Source organism: Dinghuibacter sp. (genome assembly GCF_035492835.1).
Taxonomy (GTDB): domain Bacteria; phylum Bacteroidota; class Bacteroidia; order Chitinophagales; family Chitinophagaceae; genus Dinghuibacter.
The window spans coordinates 1-18086 of the sequence record NZ_DATJIY010000071.1 but is presented as its reverse complement, the minus strand read 5'-3'; the positions used below and the strand labels follow the sequence as shown (position 1 = coordinate 18086).

15 protein-coding genes and 1 pseudogene are annotated in these 18086 nt (G+C 58.8%); 12 read left to right on the top strand and 4 right to left on the bottom strand.

The genetic code is table 11. From position 1 onward, the window contains the following. Window positions 1–112 precede the first annotated feature (112 nt). Window positions 113–1663, bottom strand: coding sequence for a M20/M25/M40 family metallo-hydrolase (locus VL547_RS07100; RefSeq protein ID WP_325576711.1), 1551 nt, complete (start codon window positions 1661–1663; stop codon window positions 113–115). Window positions 1664–1743: 80 nt separating this feature from the next. Continuing rightward, entirely contained in the window at window positions 1744–1938 is a 195-nt protein-coding gene (locus tag VL547_RS07095; RefSeq protein ID WP_325576709.1) for a hypothetical protein, read from the bottom strand. A gap of 233 nt (window positions 1939–2171) precedes the next feature. Between VL547_RS07095 and VL547_RS07090 the strand changes: the two genes are divergently transcribed. From VL547_RS07090 to VL547_RS07075, 4 genes are all read left to right on the top strand, one after another. Next, window positions 2172–2693, top strand: coding sequence for a hypothetical protein (locus tag VL547_RS07090; RefSeq protein ID WP_325576707.1), 522 nt, complete (start codon window positions 2172–2174; stop codon window positions 2691–2693). Window positions 2694–2893: 200 nt separating this feature from the next. Next, a complete protein-coding gene (locus VL547_RS07085; RefSeq protein WP_325576705.1) occupies window positions 2894–3835 on the top strand; it encodes a metallophosphoesterase family protein in 942 nt (313 codons plus the stop codon). After that, window positions 3832–4344: a YceI family protein gene (locus VL547_RS07080; protein WP_325576704.1), complete on the top strand. Its 513-nt coding sequence runs from the start codon at window positions 3832–3834 to the stop codon at window positions 4342–4344. The genes VL547_RS07085 and VL547_RS07080 overlap by 4 nt, the downstream gene beginning before the upstream one ends. Next, complete coding sequence (locus VL547_RS07075) at window positions 4341–4700, top strand: c-type cytochrome (protein ID WP_325576702.1); 360 nt, start codon at window positions 4341–4343, stop codon at window positions 4698–4700. Before VL547_RS07080 ends, VL547_RS07075 begins: the two co-directional genes overlap by 4 nt. A gap of 6 nt (window positions 4701–4706) precedes the next feature. Here the strand turns inward: VL547_RS07075 and VL547_RS07070 are convergent, their stop codons facing one another. Both VL547_RS07070 and VL547_RS07065 read right to left on the bottom strand, forming a co-directional pair. Beyond that, window positions 4707–5240, bottom strand: coding sequence for a murein hydrolase activator EnvC family protein (locus tag VL547_RS07070; RefSeq protein ID WP_325576700.1), 534 nt, complete (start codon window positions 5238–5240; stop codon window positions 4707–4709). 34 nt (window positions 5241–5274) lie between these two features. Further along, the gene (locus VL547_RS07065; protein ID WP_325576698.1) at window positions 5275–5724 is read right to left on the bottom strand and encodes a hypothetical protein; all 450 of its coding nucleotides are present in this window, start codon (window positions 5722–5724) and stop codon (window positions 5275–5277) included. 11 nt (window positions 5725–5735) lie between these two features. Here VL547_RS07065 and VL547_RS07060 point away from each other — a divergent pair, with 11 nt between their 5' ends. The 8 genes and pseudogenes from VL547_RS07060 to VL547_RS07025 all read left to right on the top strand — a co-directional run. Further along, complete coding sequence (locus tag VL547_RS07060; RefSeq protein WP_325576696.1) at window positions 5736–6332, top strand: RNA polymerase sigma-70 factor; 597 nt, start codon at window positions 5736–5738, stop codon at window positions 6330–6332. A 67-nt stretch (window positions 6333–6399) separates the two neighbouring features. Further along, window positions 6400–7575, top strand: a complete 1176-nt coding sequence (locus VL547_RS07055) for a FecR family protein (protein ID WP_325576694.1) — start codon at window positions 6400–6402, stop codon at window positions 7573–7575. Between the two features lie 213 nt (window positions 7576–7788). Next, window positions 7789–11211: a TonB-dependent receptor gene (locus VL547_RS07050; protein ID WP_325576692.1), complete on the top strand. Its 3423-nt coding sequence runs from the start codon at window positions 7789–7791 to the stop codon at window positions 11209–11211. A gap of 21 nt (window positions 11212–11232) precedes the next feature. Further along, window positions 11233–12867 (top strand): RagB/SusD family nutrient uptake outer membrane protein, encoded by a 1635-nt coding sequence (locus VL547_RS07045; protein WP_325576690.1) that lies wholly within the window; start codon window positions 11233–11235, stop codon window positions 12865–12867. A 19-nt stretch (window positions 12868–12886) separates the two neighbouring features. Further along, window positions 12887–14005: a glycan-binding surface protein gene (locus VL547_RS07040; RefSeq protein WP_325576688.1), complete on the top strand. Its 1119-nt coding sequence runs from the start codon at window positions 12887–12889 to the stop codon at window positions 14003–14005. After that, window positions 14002–16842 carry a glycosyl hydrolase family 28 protein gene (locus tag VL547_RS07035; RefSeq protein ID WP_325576686.1) on the top strand — a complete coding sequence of 947 codons (2841 nt, stop codon included), beginning with the start codon at window positions 14002–14004 and terminating at the stop codon, window positions 16840–16842. The genes VL547_RS07040 and VL547_RS07035 overlap by 4 nt, the downstream gene beginning before the upstream one ends. A gap of 19 nt (window positions 16843–16861) precedes the next feature. After that, entirely contained in the window at window positions 16862–17671 is an 810-nt protein-coding gene (locus VL547_RS07030) for an SGNH/GDSL hydrolase family protein (RefSeq protein WP_325576684.1), read from the top strand. A 111-nt stretch (window positions 17672–17782) separates the two neighbouring features. Then, window positions 17783–18086 (top strand): annotated as a pseudogene (locus VL547_RS07025) (hypothetical protein); the annotation flags it as partial.

The following is an 18086-nucleotide window of genomic DNA, read 5'->3' as shown; positions in this document are numbered from 1 at the left end:
TGTTTTGCTGTGACACACAGCAAAACAGGGAAAAAAGAGGCACCACACCCCTCCGTACAGCCGGCAACCGAAGCGCGCAAGGGAACGAGAAAGCGCGCAAGGACCGGAGATTTTAGAATCCGTCGAACACGAAAGTCTCTTTCACGACCGGTTTACGCGGCAGCATGTCGGGGCGGACGCTGGCTTGGTAGATAAAGGACGCTACGATCACGGCGGCCTGTTTGAGGTCGTCGATACGGAGGTAGTCGTAGGTATCCATATTCGTATGGTGAGTCTTGGTCTCGTAGTCGAGGGGGTCCTGGATGAACTGGAAACCGGGAATGCCGACCCAGTCGAAGGAGAGGTGGTCGGTGGAGCCGGTATTGCTGAGCGTGACGGTGCTGGCGTCGAGGTCGGCAAAGGGGGCGAGCCACGCCTGGAATATCGGCTGGATGGCTTTGTTGTTTTGGGCATAGATGCCGCGGATGCGACCGGTACCGTTGTCGAGGTTGAAGTAGGCGCTCACGAGGTCGCGTTCGGGTTTGAACTGGCTGGTTTCGGCGTTGCCGAAGTGGTTCAGGACATAGTGATAGGAGCCGAGCAGGCCTTGTTCTTCACCGCCCCAGAGCGCGATCCGGATGGTACGTTTGGGTCGGAGGTGAAGGGAGTCCAGGAGGCGTACGGCCTCGAGCATGACTATGCTGCCCGCGCCGTTGTCGGTAGCGCCGGTGGCGGCCGACCAGGAGTCGAGGTGTCCACCCAGCATCACCAGCTGCGCCTTGAGGCTGGGGTCGGTTCCGGGTATCTCTCCCACGACGTTATAACCCCGGGTGTCGTCGCTGTTAAACCTGGCCTGGATGTCGAGGGTGAGCTCCACCGTTTTTCCTTCGTTGATGAGCCGTTTGAGCTTAAAACCGTCCTCGGTGGAGATGTTGGCTTCAGGGAGGAAGAGCGGGGTGCCCACTTTATAGTTCCGGAAACTTTGAACGCCTACGGTTCCGTCCTGTTTATTGCCGCCGGCATAGATCACCGCGAGGGCGCCGTTGGCCTTCAGCCGGAGCCGGTTCCTCTCCTGTTGCGCGACGGGTTTTAAATAGCCTAGGAGCATATCCCGTGTGAGCATATAGTCATCCGGTAGTTTCACGAGCTCGCTGTCGGTATAGCGGGTGGCATATGGTTTGGTGTCGTCGAAGGCGTGCTTGTCATTCGGCGCCGCGATCAATACGATCTTCCCCTTCATGTCGGCCGCGTGTTGTATCAGCCAGGCCGAATCCATCAGCTGACTCTGCGTCATCAAAAAAACCGGGGCGTGGATTTCGCCATTGGTGTTGTTGCTCCACGGTAACGGGTAACCGAGGATATATCCCGCATAGGGCGCTTTCATCCCGATATGAAAATCCTCGATCTCCCAGCCCCGGCCGTATTCACCCCAGGGCTCCAGCGCCGTATGCTGCATACCCCAGCCCTTCATCTCGGCGACCGCCCAGTTGGCGGCCCTGAAATAACCCGGCGAGTTCGTCAGCCGCGAGCCCGAGGCGTCGGTGATGTGATAGGCGATATCGGGGATATGCGAGTCCGTCATCTCGGCGTCCCGGATCATGCGAAAGGCGGTGGTATCGACGGGTTCCTGGGCAAAGAGCGCCAGTGGCGAAAGCGCCAGCAGTGAGAGCAGCAGTTTTTTCATAATGGCTGAATATAGAGCAAAAATCCGGGATTCCCGAGGCCGCGGCGGGCACCCGGTGGCTCGTCGACGGGGCCGCCCTGTCAGGTAGGCTTGTCGGTCGTGTTCTTGACAAGCGCTATACCCGAGAAGAAAAATATAAGTCCCAGCAGGATAAAAACAATCAGGCTGCGGGTGTGGTGCGGTCCACCGCCCCCATTCATGAATAGGATGGCCGCCACGACGAGGCCGATGATGCCCAGCGAAGCCAGGATGACGCCAAAGATTCTCTTTTCCATACCAGAGTAAATACAGAAACCGCACCAGAAATCCGGCGAGCGTCGTGCCGGTTCGTGGCCGCGTTTTGTACGGTTATGGACGGGCGCTGTCCGGTATTGTACAACTTTTACAGACGGTCAAAAAATGCCTTCGTTGATTTTCAATAAGTTGTGGGTTTAAAATACAGCTGGCAACTTTTTGGCATTGTATACTTCAACAAACCACAACAACAAAAACATTTAAAAGTATAGCCATGAAAAAGTTTTTCGCTCTTGCCGCTCTCGCCACTACCACCGCCCTTACGGCTGCCGCTTCCAACGACCTGAAGCACTTCGATACAAAGGCGGCGGTGACTACCCTCGATGCAAAGGATGTCAGGGATGTAAAGGATACCAAGGGCGCGCTCGACGCCTTCAACGCCAAGGCCGCCGCCAGCTTCAACGCCGACTTCAAAGGCGCCACCGGTATCTGGAGCTTCGACCAGGGATATAACGAGGTCCTGTTCTTTTGGAACGGCGATTTGATGGATGCCTTTTATGACAAGGATGGCAACATGATCGGCGCCTTCCACGAGGTAAAGGCCGACCGGCTGCCCGCCCACACCGCCGAAAAGATCGCCTCCTGGTACAAGGGGTATAAGATGAGCTTTGCCTCCGTACTGGAACGCAACGACCAGGACCCGGTTTACTACGTCACCGTCGAGAATGCCGAGCACCGCCTGGTATTGGAGGTCACGGGCGACGGGATGGTTCAGGAATACAAACGTCTCCGTTAAATATTTTTCTCATTTTCTCGTGTCTTTTTTCAGCCAACGCCCCCGCCTTTTGTCGGGGGCTTCACTTTTTTCGGCGGCGGCCCCGGTGGGGCCCTGGCGTCTTAGCGGCGCCTTCGTCAAGGATTCCTGGTGGATGGTGTAAATAATTGCGCCCGGCGATGAGCGCTGCGTTCCTTTACGGTACAAAACCCGAAAAGGATATGACAGACAATCATGACGGCATCGACCGCCGGGGCTTCCTGGAATGTATGGCGTGGGCCGGCACCGGCGTACTGTGGATGATGTCCGGCGGCGTCCTGAGGTCTTATGGCATGAGCCAGATGATCGACCGCGCCACCGGTAAGCTAAGGCAGGGGCTTGTACTGCCACAGGCTGATTTCACCTTCGCCCAGATCAGCGACAGCCACATCGGCTTTAGCAAACCCGCCAACCCGGACGTGGTCGGCACGCTGCAGGTCACCATCGACAAGCTCAACGCCATGCAGGAGCGCCCGGCTTTTGTGTTGCATACCGGGGACCTGACGCACCTGGCGCAGGCCGATCAGTTCGACGTGCTCGATCAGTCGCTGAAGGGGGTCAGGACGGAAAAGATTTTTTACGTGCCCGGGGAGCACGATATGCTGGACAACGGTAAGCTGTATGCGGAGCGTTTTGGCAAATCCACGTACAGCTACGACTACCACGGAGTGCATTTTATCGGGCTCAACAACGTCAGCGACCACGTCGATGGAGGGTTGGGCCGTATTGGCGCCGACCAGCTGCAGTGGCTCCGGAACGACCTGCAAGGTCTCTCCGCCAGCACGCCGATCGTCCTGTTTGCGCACATACCGCTATGGGCGATATATCCCGACTGGGGCTGGGGAACCGAAGACAGCGCACAGGCGCTGGCGCTTCTGAAGCGCTTCGGGTCGGTGTCGGTGCTTAACGGGCATATCCACCAGACCATCCAAAAGGTAGAGGGCAACATTACCTTCCATACGGCCTGCTCCACCGCCTTCCCGCAGCCAGCGCCGGGAAGCGCGCCCTCCGCGGGTCCGCTCAAGGTCCCCACCGAAAAGCTCCGGTCAATGCTGGGCATGACGAACGTACAATACGTGGAGCACAACCATACCCTGGCCGTCACCGATACCCTTTTGTCATGAATACGCTGTTATTCCTGCTGTGCGCCACGCTCGTGGCCAGCGCATCCGAACCCGTGGACCAGGGGTCCTCGATCACCTTTACCATCGCCAATTTCGGGATCGACGTGACCGGTTCCTTCAGCGGTCTCCAGGGGGCTATCCATTTCGATCCCGCATCAACCCAGACCGCGTCCTTCGACGTTTCGATCGACGCCGCCAGCGTCCATACCGGGAATTCGCTGAGGGATAGCCACCTGAAAGGGGAAGACTATTTCGACGTACAACACTGGCCGCGCATCCGGCTGGTGTCTACCTCGGTGACGCGTTCCGGTGACGGTTTTGTGTTCAACGGCAAGCTGTCTATCAAGAACCATACGATGGACGTCCGTTTCCCCTTCACCGCTACCAGCGACGCGCGGGGGACGCTGTTCACCGGTTCTTTCAAGATCAACCGCCGGGACTTCGGTATTGGCGGGTTCGGTACGATCGCCAACGAGCTTTCGGTAACGCTCAAGGTAGAAGCGGTATGAAAAAATATTACTGGATCGCGGCCCTGGCGGGTGGGATTGCCTGCATCGGCGCGGCGCTGCCCGACGAGCGTTATACCAACCTCCAGGTCCTCCCCAAGGACATCGGCGCCGCGGCGCTCAACCGCATCATGGTCGACGAGATCGAAGACGGGCTGGGGGTGGCTTGCGGATACTGCCATACGGGCACCGACTATGCCAGCGACGCGAAACCGGAGAAGCGGATTGCCCGGGCGATGATGAAGATGACGCTGGCCACCAACAAGAAATATTTTAAGGTGAAACATCCGGCCTTCGGCTCACTCACCGTCACTTGCGTCACCTGTCACAAAGGCGAGGCCTTTCCCGACGGAAAGTGACGGGTTCTAGATTTGGGATGAGCTCGTTTCCTTCGACCCCGGCTTCTGCCGGGGTTTTTTGGTGAGCCATAATTCGGGGTTGAGGCCCTTTTGATTTTTGAGGAGAATAAAGTCGAGCTGCCCGGGATCGGTGTCGGCCTCGTCGGCCACCTGCCCGATGACGGTCCCTTTTTTGACCTTGTCGCCTTTGCCCACTACCACGGACGCCAGGTTCCCATAGGAGGTCAAATAACTCCCATGGCGGAGGATCAACACTGTTTTCCCGTCCACTATCGTGACGGAGGATACTTCCCCGTCAAAAACGGCGCAAACGGCCACGCCGGGTTCGGCGCTGATGGTGATGCCCGGACTGAAGAAAGTGACGCGGTCGTCGATACGGTTGGAGCCGTAGTGATACAGGATGGTACCCTTCTGAACCGGCCAGGGCAGGTGGCCCTTGGCGACGGTGAAAGCGTCTTTGGCGGCCTTTTTGTGGGCTTTGCCCGCCACGAGGTGCGGGATAGGGGTGGTCAGGAGGAAGGCAAGGAGTAGGGTACGCATACCTGTGTAACGCCCTGTCAGCCCGAATATTGCCCTATTGCGGGTATTTTACCCGCACTTTAAGATAGGCGTTTACCAACAACCCATTCTGGCGGGCGGGCGTCCAGTGGCTGGTTTTATCGATAAATTCAGCCAGGACCTGGGCCAGCCGGCTTTGTTCCATCGTAAGGGCCTTTACGTTGCCGGTGGTACCGTCATAATATACGACGAACTGCATTTCGCAGGTACCCATCGACGATACCCCGTCGTCGTCCAGCGAAGCCGTGTTCTGCCGCAGCGCCGCCTTCAGGTCCCTGATCCACGCCTGGGGCCCGCCGGGGTATACGGGCTCTTTCTCCGCCTTGGCGTAGACCCTCGTCCGGTCGCGGGTGCTGGCGTCGACCATCAGGGTGTCGGGTATCTTTTGGGCTGGATCCTTTTGGGCGCGCGCGGTGAGCGTGCAAAGCAGGCACAGGAGCGTGAGGCTGGGCAGTAGGCGGTTCATAACACAGGCAAATGGACTACGAATGTAGCTATATTTGCCCAAACGAAGGCTCGGTTGCCATGGACGCCATTGCGGATGAAAGACGGCTTCTCCGGCAGATCGCCGGGGGAGACAAGACTGCTTTTAAGGGGATATACGATCACTATTGGGATGATCTGTACAACCTGGCCTTGCCCTTCCTCAAATCCACCGAGACCGCTCAGGACGTCACCCAGGAGGTGTTCCTGAAGCTTTGGGCAAAGAGGGATTCTCTTCCCGGGATAACAGACTTTAACGCCTATATATTCATCATGCTCCGGAACGAGGTGGTTACCGCCCTCCGGCGTAAGAACAGGGGGGCTTTACACTATGATCGTTATCGCCGTTCCCTGCCGGCGGATTTCCTGGCGTCCCAGCCGATGGACCTGAAGGAATTGGAAGCCCTCGTCCGGGAGGCGATCCTCCGTCTGCCGCCGCCGCAGGACCTGTTTATCGACCTGACGCGCAACCAGGGGCTCAGCCACGAGGAAATCGCGCAAAAACTGGGTATTTCCAAAAAAACGGTGAGCAATACACTGACCAAGGCGCTGAGTAATATCCGCAAGTACCTCCGCGACCACGGCGCCTAAAACACAGCGCCAAAAAAAATCCGGATTTTTCGAGGGTGTACCGCCAACGGCAGGCGTCTTTACCGTCATGGACCTTGCTTATTTCAATTCCCTGATAGAAAAATACCTAACCGACTCCATCCAACCGTCCGAGGAGCAAGAGCTCCTCGACGCGTTGGAACAAACTGCCTATCGCGCCGAGTTCGAGCGCATCATGGATGAACTGGCCAGGGAAGGCGCCTTTTCGGACGCCCCCGACCCCCTGGCCCGGGAGGCTGGCTATGAAAAATGGATGGGCGCGGTCAGCGCCCGGGAACTACGACCCTTGAGACATCTCCCGCGACTGATTTCGGTAGCGGCGGCCGTGCTCCTGATCGCAGGAGCCGGCGTTTATTTCCGGCTGCATTCGCTCCGGAAGGCGGTGGTTTCGGCCCCAGCGCCGTCCGTCGCCGCGGCGCCGGTCACACCTGGCGGGAACCGTGCCGTCCTCCGGTTGGCGGGGGGGCGCACGATCCTCCTGGACAGCGCCCACGACGGCCTCCTGGCCACGCAGGGTGCGACCCGGATAGTCAAGCAGGACAGCGGGGAATTGCGGTACCAGGCCGCCCCGGCGAGCGACGCCGTCGTGTCCAACACCATAAGCACCCCCCGGGGGGGCCAATACCAGCTCGTCCTGCCCGACGGCACCAGGGTATGGCTGGATGCTTCCTCTTCGCTAACCTTCCCCACCGGCTTCCGCGGAAACGAACGGATCGTCGACATGACAGGCGAGGCCTATTTCGAAGTGGCGCCCAACGCGCGCCAGTCTTTCAAGGTACGCGTGGACGGCGTGACGGTGGAGGTGCTCGGGACCCATTTCAACATTATGGCGTACGGCGATGAACGGGCCGTAAAAACCACGCTGATCCAGGGCTCTGTCAAGGTGACCAAAGACGCCTTCAGCCAGGTGCTTCGGCCCGGCGAGCAGGCCGTGCTGGATCGGGAAGGCGCCGCCCCATCCGTACAAACCGCCGACGTCGGGCAGGCGGTGGCCTGGAAAAATGGCTATTTCGAATTTGAAAACATGGACCTTAAAACGATTATGCGGCAAATCAGCCGTTGGTACGACGTCGACATCCGTATCGAAGGCCAGGAGCAGCAGGCCCGCTTTGGCGGGGGTATCAGCCGTAAGCTGGAGCTTACGCAGGTGTTGCGGCTGCTAGAGACCAACGGCGTCCGGTTCCGGCTGGACAACAGGACACTCATTGTTAACCCTCAATCATAAATGCTATGTAGGAAAAGGAATGCTTGCCAGGGATCACCCATGAAAAACCGGAAGCGTTGAAGCCACTCCCGGTGAACAGCCTGGGCTCTCCCAATGTTACAATCTCCAAGACTGCCATTGTTTCACCCAAACTCGAACAAAGTTATGCATTTTATGCCTCTTTGTACGCCTCCCCCCTATGCCCGGAGGTGTCTAACGAAAATGCTGCTGTACATGAAATTAACGATCATCCTGTTGCTTGCTGCCTGTCTCCAGGTCAGCGCCAGGGGCTACAGCCAAACGGTTACGATCGTCGCCAAAAACATCCCGGTCCAAAAGGTTTTCCGGGAAATATTCCGGCAAACCGGCGTCTCCGTCGTTTATAACGAAAACCTTTTTCAAAAGAGTCCCCCGGTAACGATCGACGCCAGGAACGCGTCGATCGGCGCCGTGCTGGACCAGTGCCTGAAAGACCAGCCGTTCCATTATGTCATCGCCGACGGGGCTATTTCGATACAGCCCTCGGCCGTCGCCGTCACCCCGGAACAGACCCTCCGGGGAACGGTCACCGATACCGCGGGCGCCCCGCTCTCGGGCGTTTCGGTGACCGTCAGGGGAAGGACGATCGGCACCACAACGGACAAGGACGGCGCATTTAGCCTGGTATTGCCCGACGGGTTGACTTCCGGGAAGCTGGTATTCTCCTCCATCGGTATGGAAACCCGGGAAGTGTCTATCGGCTCGACGACGGATTTCCGGATCGTCCTGAAACGGATGCCCGTCGCCATGAACGATGTGGTGGTGATCGCGTATGGGGCGGTGAAGCGGAAAGACCTGACGGGTTCCATAGAAACGATCAGGAACGAGGACCTCGTCAAGGGCGGACCTACCAACATCGTTTCCGCCCTCCAGGGGAAAGTCGCAGGGGTGGCCATTTCACAAAGCGACGGGGCGCCGGGCGCCGGGCTGACCATCCAGGTCCGGGGTATCAACTCCTTCCTCTCCGGGTCGCAGCCGCTGATCGTCATCGACGGGATCCCCTATGTCATGGAGAATAGCAGCGCCACGCCTCCTTCGGGGGTGACCGGCGAGCAGGCTTCCATAAACGCCCTCTCCTTTATCAACCCGGCCGATGTGGAATCCATTTCGTTCCTGAAGGACGCCTCGGCAACGGCCATTTACGGTTCGCGGGGCGCCAACGGCGTCGTGCTCATCACGACCAAAAAGGGAAAAATGGGCGCCGACAAGGTGGAGCTCAACCTCAACACGAGCGTCTCGCACGTGATCCGGGAAATAAAGATGCTGGACGCCTACGGTTATGCCTCCATGCAAAATGAAGCGGTCAGCAATGCCAATTATTTCGAACCGGGGCCTACGCCCCGCACGTTGCCCTTTCCCGGCGTGAAGGAGATGTCCCCGACCAACCCGGACTCCATGGTATACTACCCGGGCCCCAAGGACTATATCGGGCACAGCACCGATTGGCAAAAGGCGATCTTCCAAACGGGGATCACCCGGAACTACAGCCTCAACTTTTCGGGCGCCAGCGAACAGGGCAGCTACCTGCTCAGCGGGAGCTACCTGGACCAGACGGGCGTCATCGCCGCCTCCCGGTACCGCCAGTACGGCATCCGGGCCAACCTCAGCCGGAACGTAAAGAAATGGCTGGTCGTCGGCTCCAACACCAGCTTCAACCGGTCCACCAACCAGATGGTCAAGACCAACAACGAAGATTTGAGCGGCGGTGTCGGCGTCGTCAAGGCCGCCTTGGCCTTCGCGCCCACGGCATCGGTGTATGACTCGACCACCCATGACTTCACGGCCGCTACGGAAATATCCAACCCTTATGTGTACGTCCACAGCGTCAAGAACCAGGTGCTGATCTCCCAGGTGTTTTCGTCCAACTATCTGGAGGCGACGATCCTGCCCGGTTTGACATTCCGGGAGAACATCGGGGTCAGCTATTTCAACAACCAACGCGAGCAATATTATCCGCGGACGACCTATGAAGGGCTGTCCCAGAAGGGGCTGGCCTATCAGGCCCAGGGATGGTACAACTCCATCACCGCCGAAAGCGTCCTGGGGTATACAAAAACGCTGGGCAAACACGCGCTGAACGCCACGGCCGGGTTTACGTACGAAGACGACCAGTACAGCACGAAAAGCCAGACGGCAAGCGACTTCGTCAATGACCTGCTCCAGGACAATAACATGGCCGGAGGCCAGAACTATACCCAGCCCCAAAGCAATAAAGGTAAAAGCGACCTGGCTTCGTTTATCGGCCGGGTAACGGACAACTGGCTGGACAGGTATCTCTTCACGGTGTCGTTCCGTGAGGACGGGACCAGCAAGTTCGCCCCGCATAACCGGTGGTCGTTCTTCCCCTCCGGCGCCTTTGCCTGGAAGGTATCCAACGAACGCTTCATGCAGATGGTGCATTCAGCCGTTACGGACGTAAAGCTTCGCCTCAGCTATGGCAAAACGGGCAATCAGGCCATCAATCCCTACCAGACGCAGGACCAGCTGATCCCCTTCCCCTATGCCTTCAACGGCACGCTGGCCAACGGATACGCGGACAACCAATATGCCGGGCCAGGTAACGTAAACCTGATCTGGGAGACGACCGATCAGTATGACGCCGGTCTCGACTTTAACCTGCTTAACAGGATAATCACCTTCCACGGGGACCTGTATTACAAACGGACGCACAACCTGCTCCAGAACATCACCATACCGCCCAGCACCGGGTTTACCACCCAGCTGGTCAATACCGGCGAGATCGACAACAAAGGCCTGGAGCTGACGGTGGGCGCTTCCCCGATAACGACCAGGGATTTCAGCTGGAACCTGTCGGGAAACATTTCCTTCAACCGCAACAAGATCGTCAGCCTCGGTGACGGCGTGGACCACCAGTTTGCCACCCGGATCAACACCAACGGGGACCAGCCGTTTATCGAGAAGGTCGGACATCCGATCGGCGCGCTGTACGGATACGTCGAGCAGGGTATCTATAAGAACGAGGCCGAGGTCCGCGGTGACCCGGTCATGGCGGGCCAGGGCGATGCCATTATCAAACGGACGGTGGGCGAGATACGGTATGCGGACCTGAACCACGACGGCGTGATCACTGCGAACGACCAGAACTTTATCGGGGACGTGAACCCCAAATTCACGTATGGTTTCAGCAATAATTTCAGCTACAGGAATTTTACGCTGAATATCCTTTTCCAGGGGGTGTACGGGAACGACATCATCAACATGAACACGTACTACCTTTCGAACATCGGCGGTTTCAACAATGTCACGCAGAGCATGTGGGACAACCGGTGGACCTTCGCCAACTGGGACCATGCCACCGATCCGAAGGCGGAACAGCAGTACTGGAGGGCGTTCAAGTTCACCCGGCGCTTTATCGAGGACGGCTCGTACCTGCGGCTCAAAAACGTGACCCTGGGGTATGACGTACGCGTAAAGACGCGGCTCATCCAAACATTGAGGGTGACCCTGAGCGGGAGCAACCTGATCACCGTTACCAAATACACCGGCTACGACCCGGACATCAACGGTTATGGCAACGATCCCTCCCGCCGGGGCGTGGATATGGGCGGCTATCCCAGCGCGCGCACCTATACCCTGGGCGTGCAATGCATTTTCTAATATCTCAATCGTTTTAGCGATATGAAAAAAATAATATTTGCGCTGTTCGCCGGTTGCGCCCTGTTGGGCGGACCGTCTTGCAACAAGGCGCTGACCGAAACCCCGTACAGCTTTATTTCGCCGGCCAACTTCTACAAGGACGAGGCGGATGCGGTGGCCGCCGTCAACGGGGTGTATGCCGCTTTCTGGGGCTGGGGGCTGATGTACCAGTCCTATTGGCTCATCGACCTGGACTGCGATCACGCGGACGGGGCCGACTGGTTCCTGGGCAACATCGGGGCCGGTAACCCTTCCGGTTTCTGGGGGATCAACAACATCTGGGCAGACCACTACCTGATGATCAGCCGCGCCAATGCCGTGCTGGAGAACATCGGGGGCGCCAGCATGGACGACGGGGAGAAGAACCGGCTGATCGGGGAAACGTCGTTCCTCCGCGGCTGGGCCTACTTCGACCTCGTCCGGATCTACGGCCAGGTCCCCATCCACCTCCATACCGTGGCTTCGGGAGACAGGGCGGATATGCCGAAGTCCCCCGTGGCGGACGTGTTCGCGGTCATTACTTCTGATTTTAAAAGGGCGGACAGCCTCCTCTATCCCGCCGGTGATTCCCGCTCCGGCGAAGTGGGGAGGGTCAACAAGGGGGTGGCCGAGGCATTCCTCGCCAAGGCGTACCTGACCATGGGCGCGGGTTCGCTGGCGGGCGCCACGCTAACCGTACGCGGCGGCCCCGATAATGGGCAGTACACATACAACAAGGACGTCGTGGCGGGCTACGAGGGTTTTGACAGCCGGGCCTGTTTCGATTCGGCCCGGACGATGGAATTGAAGGTCGTCAACAGCGGTTTGTACAAGCTGTTTCCCAATTTTATGGACGCCTTCCAGATCGCCAACCGGAACGTCGGCGAGAACATGTGGGAGATCCAGGCGCTGGCTGGGAACAACAGCCTCGAAACGGATTTGTACTACTATTTCAACTGTGCGCAGCCGGATCGCAGCGGCGTTGGGGCCGTTTGGATGACGGACAACCACTACAACGACTATGAGCATGACGACGACCGCATCCTTTACGGCGTAGCCCATCAATATATCGTGGACTACGGTCAGCCGCAATACACCAACTTTATCCTGTATCCCCAGCAGGACACCGCGCTGTACAAATGCAATACCGATACCTGCGCCTTTATCTTCAACGCCACGTATTACGACAGGGCCTATTCCATGAAGTACAGCTATGTCACCAACCCCGGTACCGCCAACTCCGACAACGATATCCCGATGCTGCGGTATACGGAGGTGTTGCTGGGTTTCGCGGAAGCGGAGAACGAGGTAAATGGTCCCACTGCGGACGCCTACCTGTACTTGAACATGGTGCGCACCCGAAGCCATGCGTCCGCCGCGCCCACGGGGATGAACCAACAGCAGTTCCGTTCGTTCGTGTTCGAGGAGCGGGGCCGGGAGCTGACGTTCGAGTCCCAACGGCGCTACGACCTGCTGCGGTGGGGCGTCTATCTCCAGGTGATGAACAAGCTGGGCGTGGTTCAGCAGGGCAACGACCAGGTAAGCAAGGTACGGGCCAGCAGGAACCTGCTGTTCCCCATCTCCACGGATGAAATCAATGCAAACCCCTCCCTGGGAGGCAACAACCCCGGGTGGTAACTATTAAAAAACGATCATCATGCGCATCCAACGATATATTTTACTGGGACTTCTTTGCGGGATATCCTGTAAGAAGAACGACACGGTGACCTACGGGCCGCCCAGCATCACCCGGGTTGCCCAACCCCTCGACGCGGCCAGCATCGATACCGCCAGCTTTACCCAATGGGTCATCATATACGGCAATAATCTGGGGTCGGCCCAATCGGTTTCGTTCAACGACCAGTCGGTGTCGCCGCAGGGATTTTATGCCTCCGATACCTCCGTCACCGTGCAGGTGCCGAGGTCCATCCCCCAGCATGTAACCAACACCGTAACCGTTACGACCAAGACCGGGACGGCGACCTTCAGTTTCACCGTCCTGATCCCCGACCTCCAGCTCGCGGGGATGTTCAACGAGTACACCCCGATAGGCGATACGCTGACCCTCACCGGTCAGAACTTCGACCTGTACGACCTGGATACGACGTCCACCACGGTGACCTTTACGGGTGGCGTGTCCGCAAACGTCATCAGCGGGACCGCCACGGCCCTGAACGTGATCGTGCCCGCGGGCGCCCAGCCGGGACCCGTCGAGCTCAAGGGCGCCATCCTGAACATAGACCTGACGAGTACGGCCTGGTACATGGACAACCGGAACTTCCTGTTCGACATGAAAAACTTCAACGGCTGGAACGGCACCTCATACCTGTCGAGCGGACCCGTTCCCGCGCCCATCAACGGCCCTTATTTTCACGTGGCCAAGTCCTGGCAGGGCGGTTGGGCATGGGACCCGTTCTGCAGCAATAACTGCGCGATGCCGGCCGCCCTGGTAGCGGACCCCACCCAATACGTCAACTATGCGTTGAAGTTCGAGCTATACACGCCCAATACCCTCCCGGCCCTGCCGCTGGATCTCTATATGTGTTTCAACAGCGGCAACTTCAAAGAATATTTTTATGATCCCAGCGGAACCGGCACTTTCCCCTTTACCACCCACGGGAAGTGGGAAACCTTTACCGTTCCATTGGCTGGTTGGGGGAACCTCGCCGGGTTCACCTTTAGCAATCCCATCATCATGGAGTTCATGCTCAAGGACGCCAACCCCAGCCAAAGCGATTTTTCCATTTGTAACTTTAGAATGGTGCCCATCAAATGAGAGCGAAAAGGTTTATGATCGGCTGGGCCTGCCTGGCGCTGGCGCTGGTCAGCCGGCCTTGCTACGGACAACAGGTTTTCGATATCACGCGCTATGGCGCCAAAGGCAACGGCGCCACGCCTGCCACCGCATCGATCAATAAAGCCATCGCCGCGTGCGTGGCGGCCGGGGGCGGGACGGTGTATGTGCCGGCGGGGACCTTCGTCACCGGGTCTTTCCGGTTGTACAGCAACGTCAACCTTTACCTGAGCCCCGGCGCCGTGTTGCTGGGGTCGGACAGGATGGAGGACTATCTGTTGCAAAAAGACCTGGGCTTTTCGGGTTATGGCGCGGGGAACAAGCTGGGGATCGTCTATGCCGACCACGCCGAGAACGTATCCATTACCGGTACCGGGACGATCGACGGGCGGCCGGAAGCCTCTCTCCTGATGGACAGCGTCCAGCAGGAAGGCGCCGACGACGCGCGGTACGCTCGTCAGGGCGCGGCGTACATGGATGCGTCGATAGACAAGTCCGAGGCGCCGGTGATGTGGAAGGGCGTATATGGCGACCGGCCGGGCGTGGAGGTCATGTTCTCCTTTTGCAAAAAGGTTACGGTCCGCGACATCACCATCCGCAACGCCGCCGACTGGTCGATGAACCTGATGGCCTGTGACGACGCCAAGGTGATGGGGATTTCCATCAAGAACAATATGTCCGTCCCTAACAGCGACGGCATCGACATGTACGATTCGCGGAACGTGGTGATTTCGGACTGCGACATACACGCAGGAGACGACGGCATCGCCGTGATCAGCACCAGCAACCTGACCGTGACGAACTGTATACTCAACTCCCGTTCCAGCGGCATCAGGATTGGCTACAACGCCTTCAACGGCGATAATTCGGGGAACCTGTTGTTTGACAACGTCAGGATCTACGGCTCGAACCGGGGTATCGGTATCTTCCAACGTCAACAGGGAGACCTGGAGAATATGGTCTTTTCCAATATGATCATCGACACCAGGCTTTACCCGGGACAGTGGTGGGGGCACGGAGAGCCGATCCACATATCGGCTCTCCCGGCCCTGGGTTCAAAAACGGTGGGGGCTATCCGGCACGTCCGGTTCTCCAACATCATCGCCACTGGAGAAGAAGGCGTCGTCTTGTATGGCTCGCCTCAGAGCCGGCTGACCGATATCCGTTTTGACAGGGTATCGTTGCGCCTGCAACGCGGTCCGCTGACGGATCATTATGGCGGCAACTTCGACCTGCGTCCGAGTAACGACCCCGCCCAGTCGATCTTTGCCCATGACATACCCGCGATATACGCGCAATACGTGGATGGCCTCGACTTCAGGGACCTGTCCGTCAGCTGGGGGACGGATATGCCCGCCTTCTTCACTTCCGCCCTGGAATGCCGCCATTTCCAGGGGCTCACGATCGACGGGCTCGACGGCAGCGCGGCGTCGGGCGCCGTCCTCGACCTCCACAACGGGTCGGACGTGCGCATCCGGGAGGCGCGGGTCCGCGGTAAGCTGCTGGAGCAGGACAGCGTCACCGGTCTCGACGCGGGCGTTTTGGCTGATACCATTCCTACGTTGTCCAACAATGGGTACGGCGCGGCTGTATCGAAAGCGCCGTCGTCCTTCGTCACGACCAACGGGGTTTCGTTCAGCCTGGAGGGCAAGCCGTATCACTATATCGGCGCCAATTACTGGTACGGTCCCTTGATTGCGGTGAACGAGACCGGCAAGGCCCGGGTCAAACGGGAGCTGGATTTCCTGGTGTCCAAGGGCGTGACCAACCTCCGCGTGCTGGCGGCGGCGGAAGGCGCGGGCTTGCTCAGCGGCCGGGAACGGGTCGGGCCGCCGGTACAGCCCCGGGAGGGCGTGTTCGACGAAAAGGTCCTCCGCGGCCTGGACTTCCTTCTTACCGAGATGGGTAAGCGCCACATGAAAGCGGTCCTCTACCTCAGCAACAATTGGGAATGGAGCGGCGGCTTTCTGCAATACCTGAACTGGCAGGGTTTGCTGCCGGCGGACAGTATAAAGCCAAAGCTCAGCTGGGACCGCCAGCGGGACTATGTACGGCAATTCTATACCTGCCAGGGTTGTAAAGACGGGTACGCGCTCCAGGCAAAGACGATAATTTCACGGGTGAATACGATCACGCATCAACCTTACACGGAGGACCCGGCTATCATGGCCTGGGAGATAGGGAACGAGCCCCGGCCGATGCGTCCCGTTGCCAACGGCGCCTACCGGGCGTGGATAACCGGCGTCGCGGCTTATATCAAGTCGCTCGACCCGAATCACCTCGTCACGGTTGGAACGGAGGGCGTCGCCAGCACCGAGAGCATGCCGCTGTTCGAGCAGATCCACGCGGCACCCGCCGTTGACTATCTGACCATCCACATCTGGCCCAAGAATTTCGGTTTCTTCCAGGATACCTCGATCTTCAAAAGCTGGGATAACGTCATGGTAAAGGCCGCCGCCTATATCGACGAGCACCTGCCCGTGGCGGCCCGGCTGCAAAAGCCGATGGTGATCGAGGAATTCGGTCTTCCAAGGGATTTGCAAAGGTTCAGCCCGTCGGCTCCGACCCGATTGAGGGATGCATTCTATGCCTATATATTCCAACGGTGTCTTTCCGAGAAGGTATTGGCCGGGTGCAACTTCTGGGCTTTTGGCGGGATCGCCAGGCCGATCCCCGGCCAGGTCTTCTGGAAGCAGGGGGATGCCTGGATGGGCGACCCACCGGGTGAGGAACAGGGGTTGAACACGGTCTTCGACAGCGACCGGACGACCTGGGCGCTCATTACGGAATGGGCTGGTAAATTGGCCGCCAAGCCATAGATTTGCTTGAAACAGATCTATGCGTAAGATGATCGTACTCGGCGCCGCGGCCCTGCTCACGTCCTTTATCAAACCTCCCATCCGCTGGGTAGCCATCGGCGACTCGATCACGTACCTCAACGACCATACCGACGAAACCGGCGGCCGCCTGAAAAAGGGTTACCTGTCCCGGGTGACCGAACTCCTGCCGAACGTACAATACGTCAACCAGGGGCACAACGGCTGGACGTCGCGGGGGATCGCCCGGGCCATCGACAAGCTGGGCATCCCGGAGGCGGATGTGTATACCGTTTTCCTGGGGACCAATGACTGGTGGAGCGGAGACCGGGTCGGGAAGTGGGCCGACTACGAGCGCGGCACGGGCGACACCACCGTGTATGGGTCCTTTCGGGTCATCGTGAATAAGATCCGCAGCCTGAACAACAGCGCCCGGGTCGTCTTGATCACGCCAATGCCACGGACCGATTTCGTTTATATCAACGACGCGCATAACAACGCCTACGGCTCCTATAAGCCCAAGGCGGGGCAGACCCTGGAACAGGTGGTCGACGCCATCCGCGACATCGGGCGCCGCGAGCATTTTACCGTCATCGACCTTTACCACGACCACCGTTTCGCCCTCCGGCACCTGGTGCGTTTCAAAAGGCTGAAGGACCCGGCGACCGGCGCGTACAAGGACTACGGCTACCCCGAGTATACGAAGATCCCCTGGAGCCCGTCGGACGACTATCCCTATCCGCCGGAAGCGATGGACATGACCTATGACGGGCTGCACCCTTCGGACAAGGGGGACTCGGCGATTGCGGGGGAGCTGGTGAAGGTTTTTTGATTCCGCGCCAGCCCGCCCCGGGTCCGCGCCTTTTTGGGCGTTTACCGCAGTGTTTTTCCGGTTCTTCTCACGCGTCCCGTGGCGTTCGTTGTCATGGGCGAGTTTTGGGGAATGAAATATTTGTTCCTCCTTTTTGCGCTGTTATCCTTTTGTGCCGCGTTCGCCCAGGGGCCGCCTCCTGGCGACCGGCCGGGCCCCGGCGGCACGGGCGCGACCGGCCGTCTGTATGGTAAGATCGTGGACTCCACCGGCCACGGTATCGCCCACGTATCCGTGCTGGTGCTCGGCCCGGCCGCGAAGGGCGCGGCGGATGGGAAAGGCGCCCCGGGCGCTCCCGCGGGCGGCAAGAACGTCTTGCTCAAGGGCGGCGAGACGCAAAGCAATGGCGACTTCTCGATCGAGGATCTGCCACTGA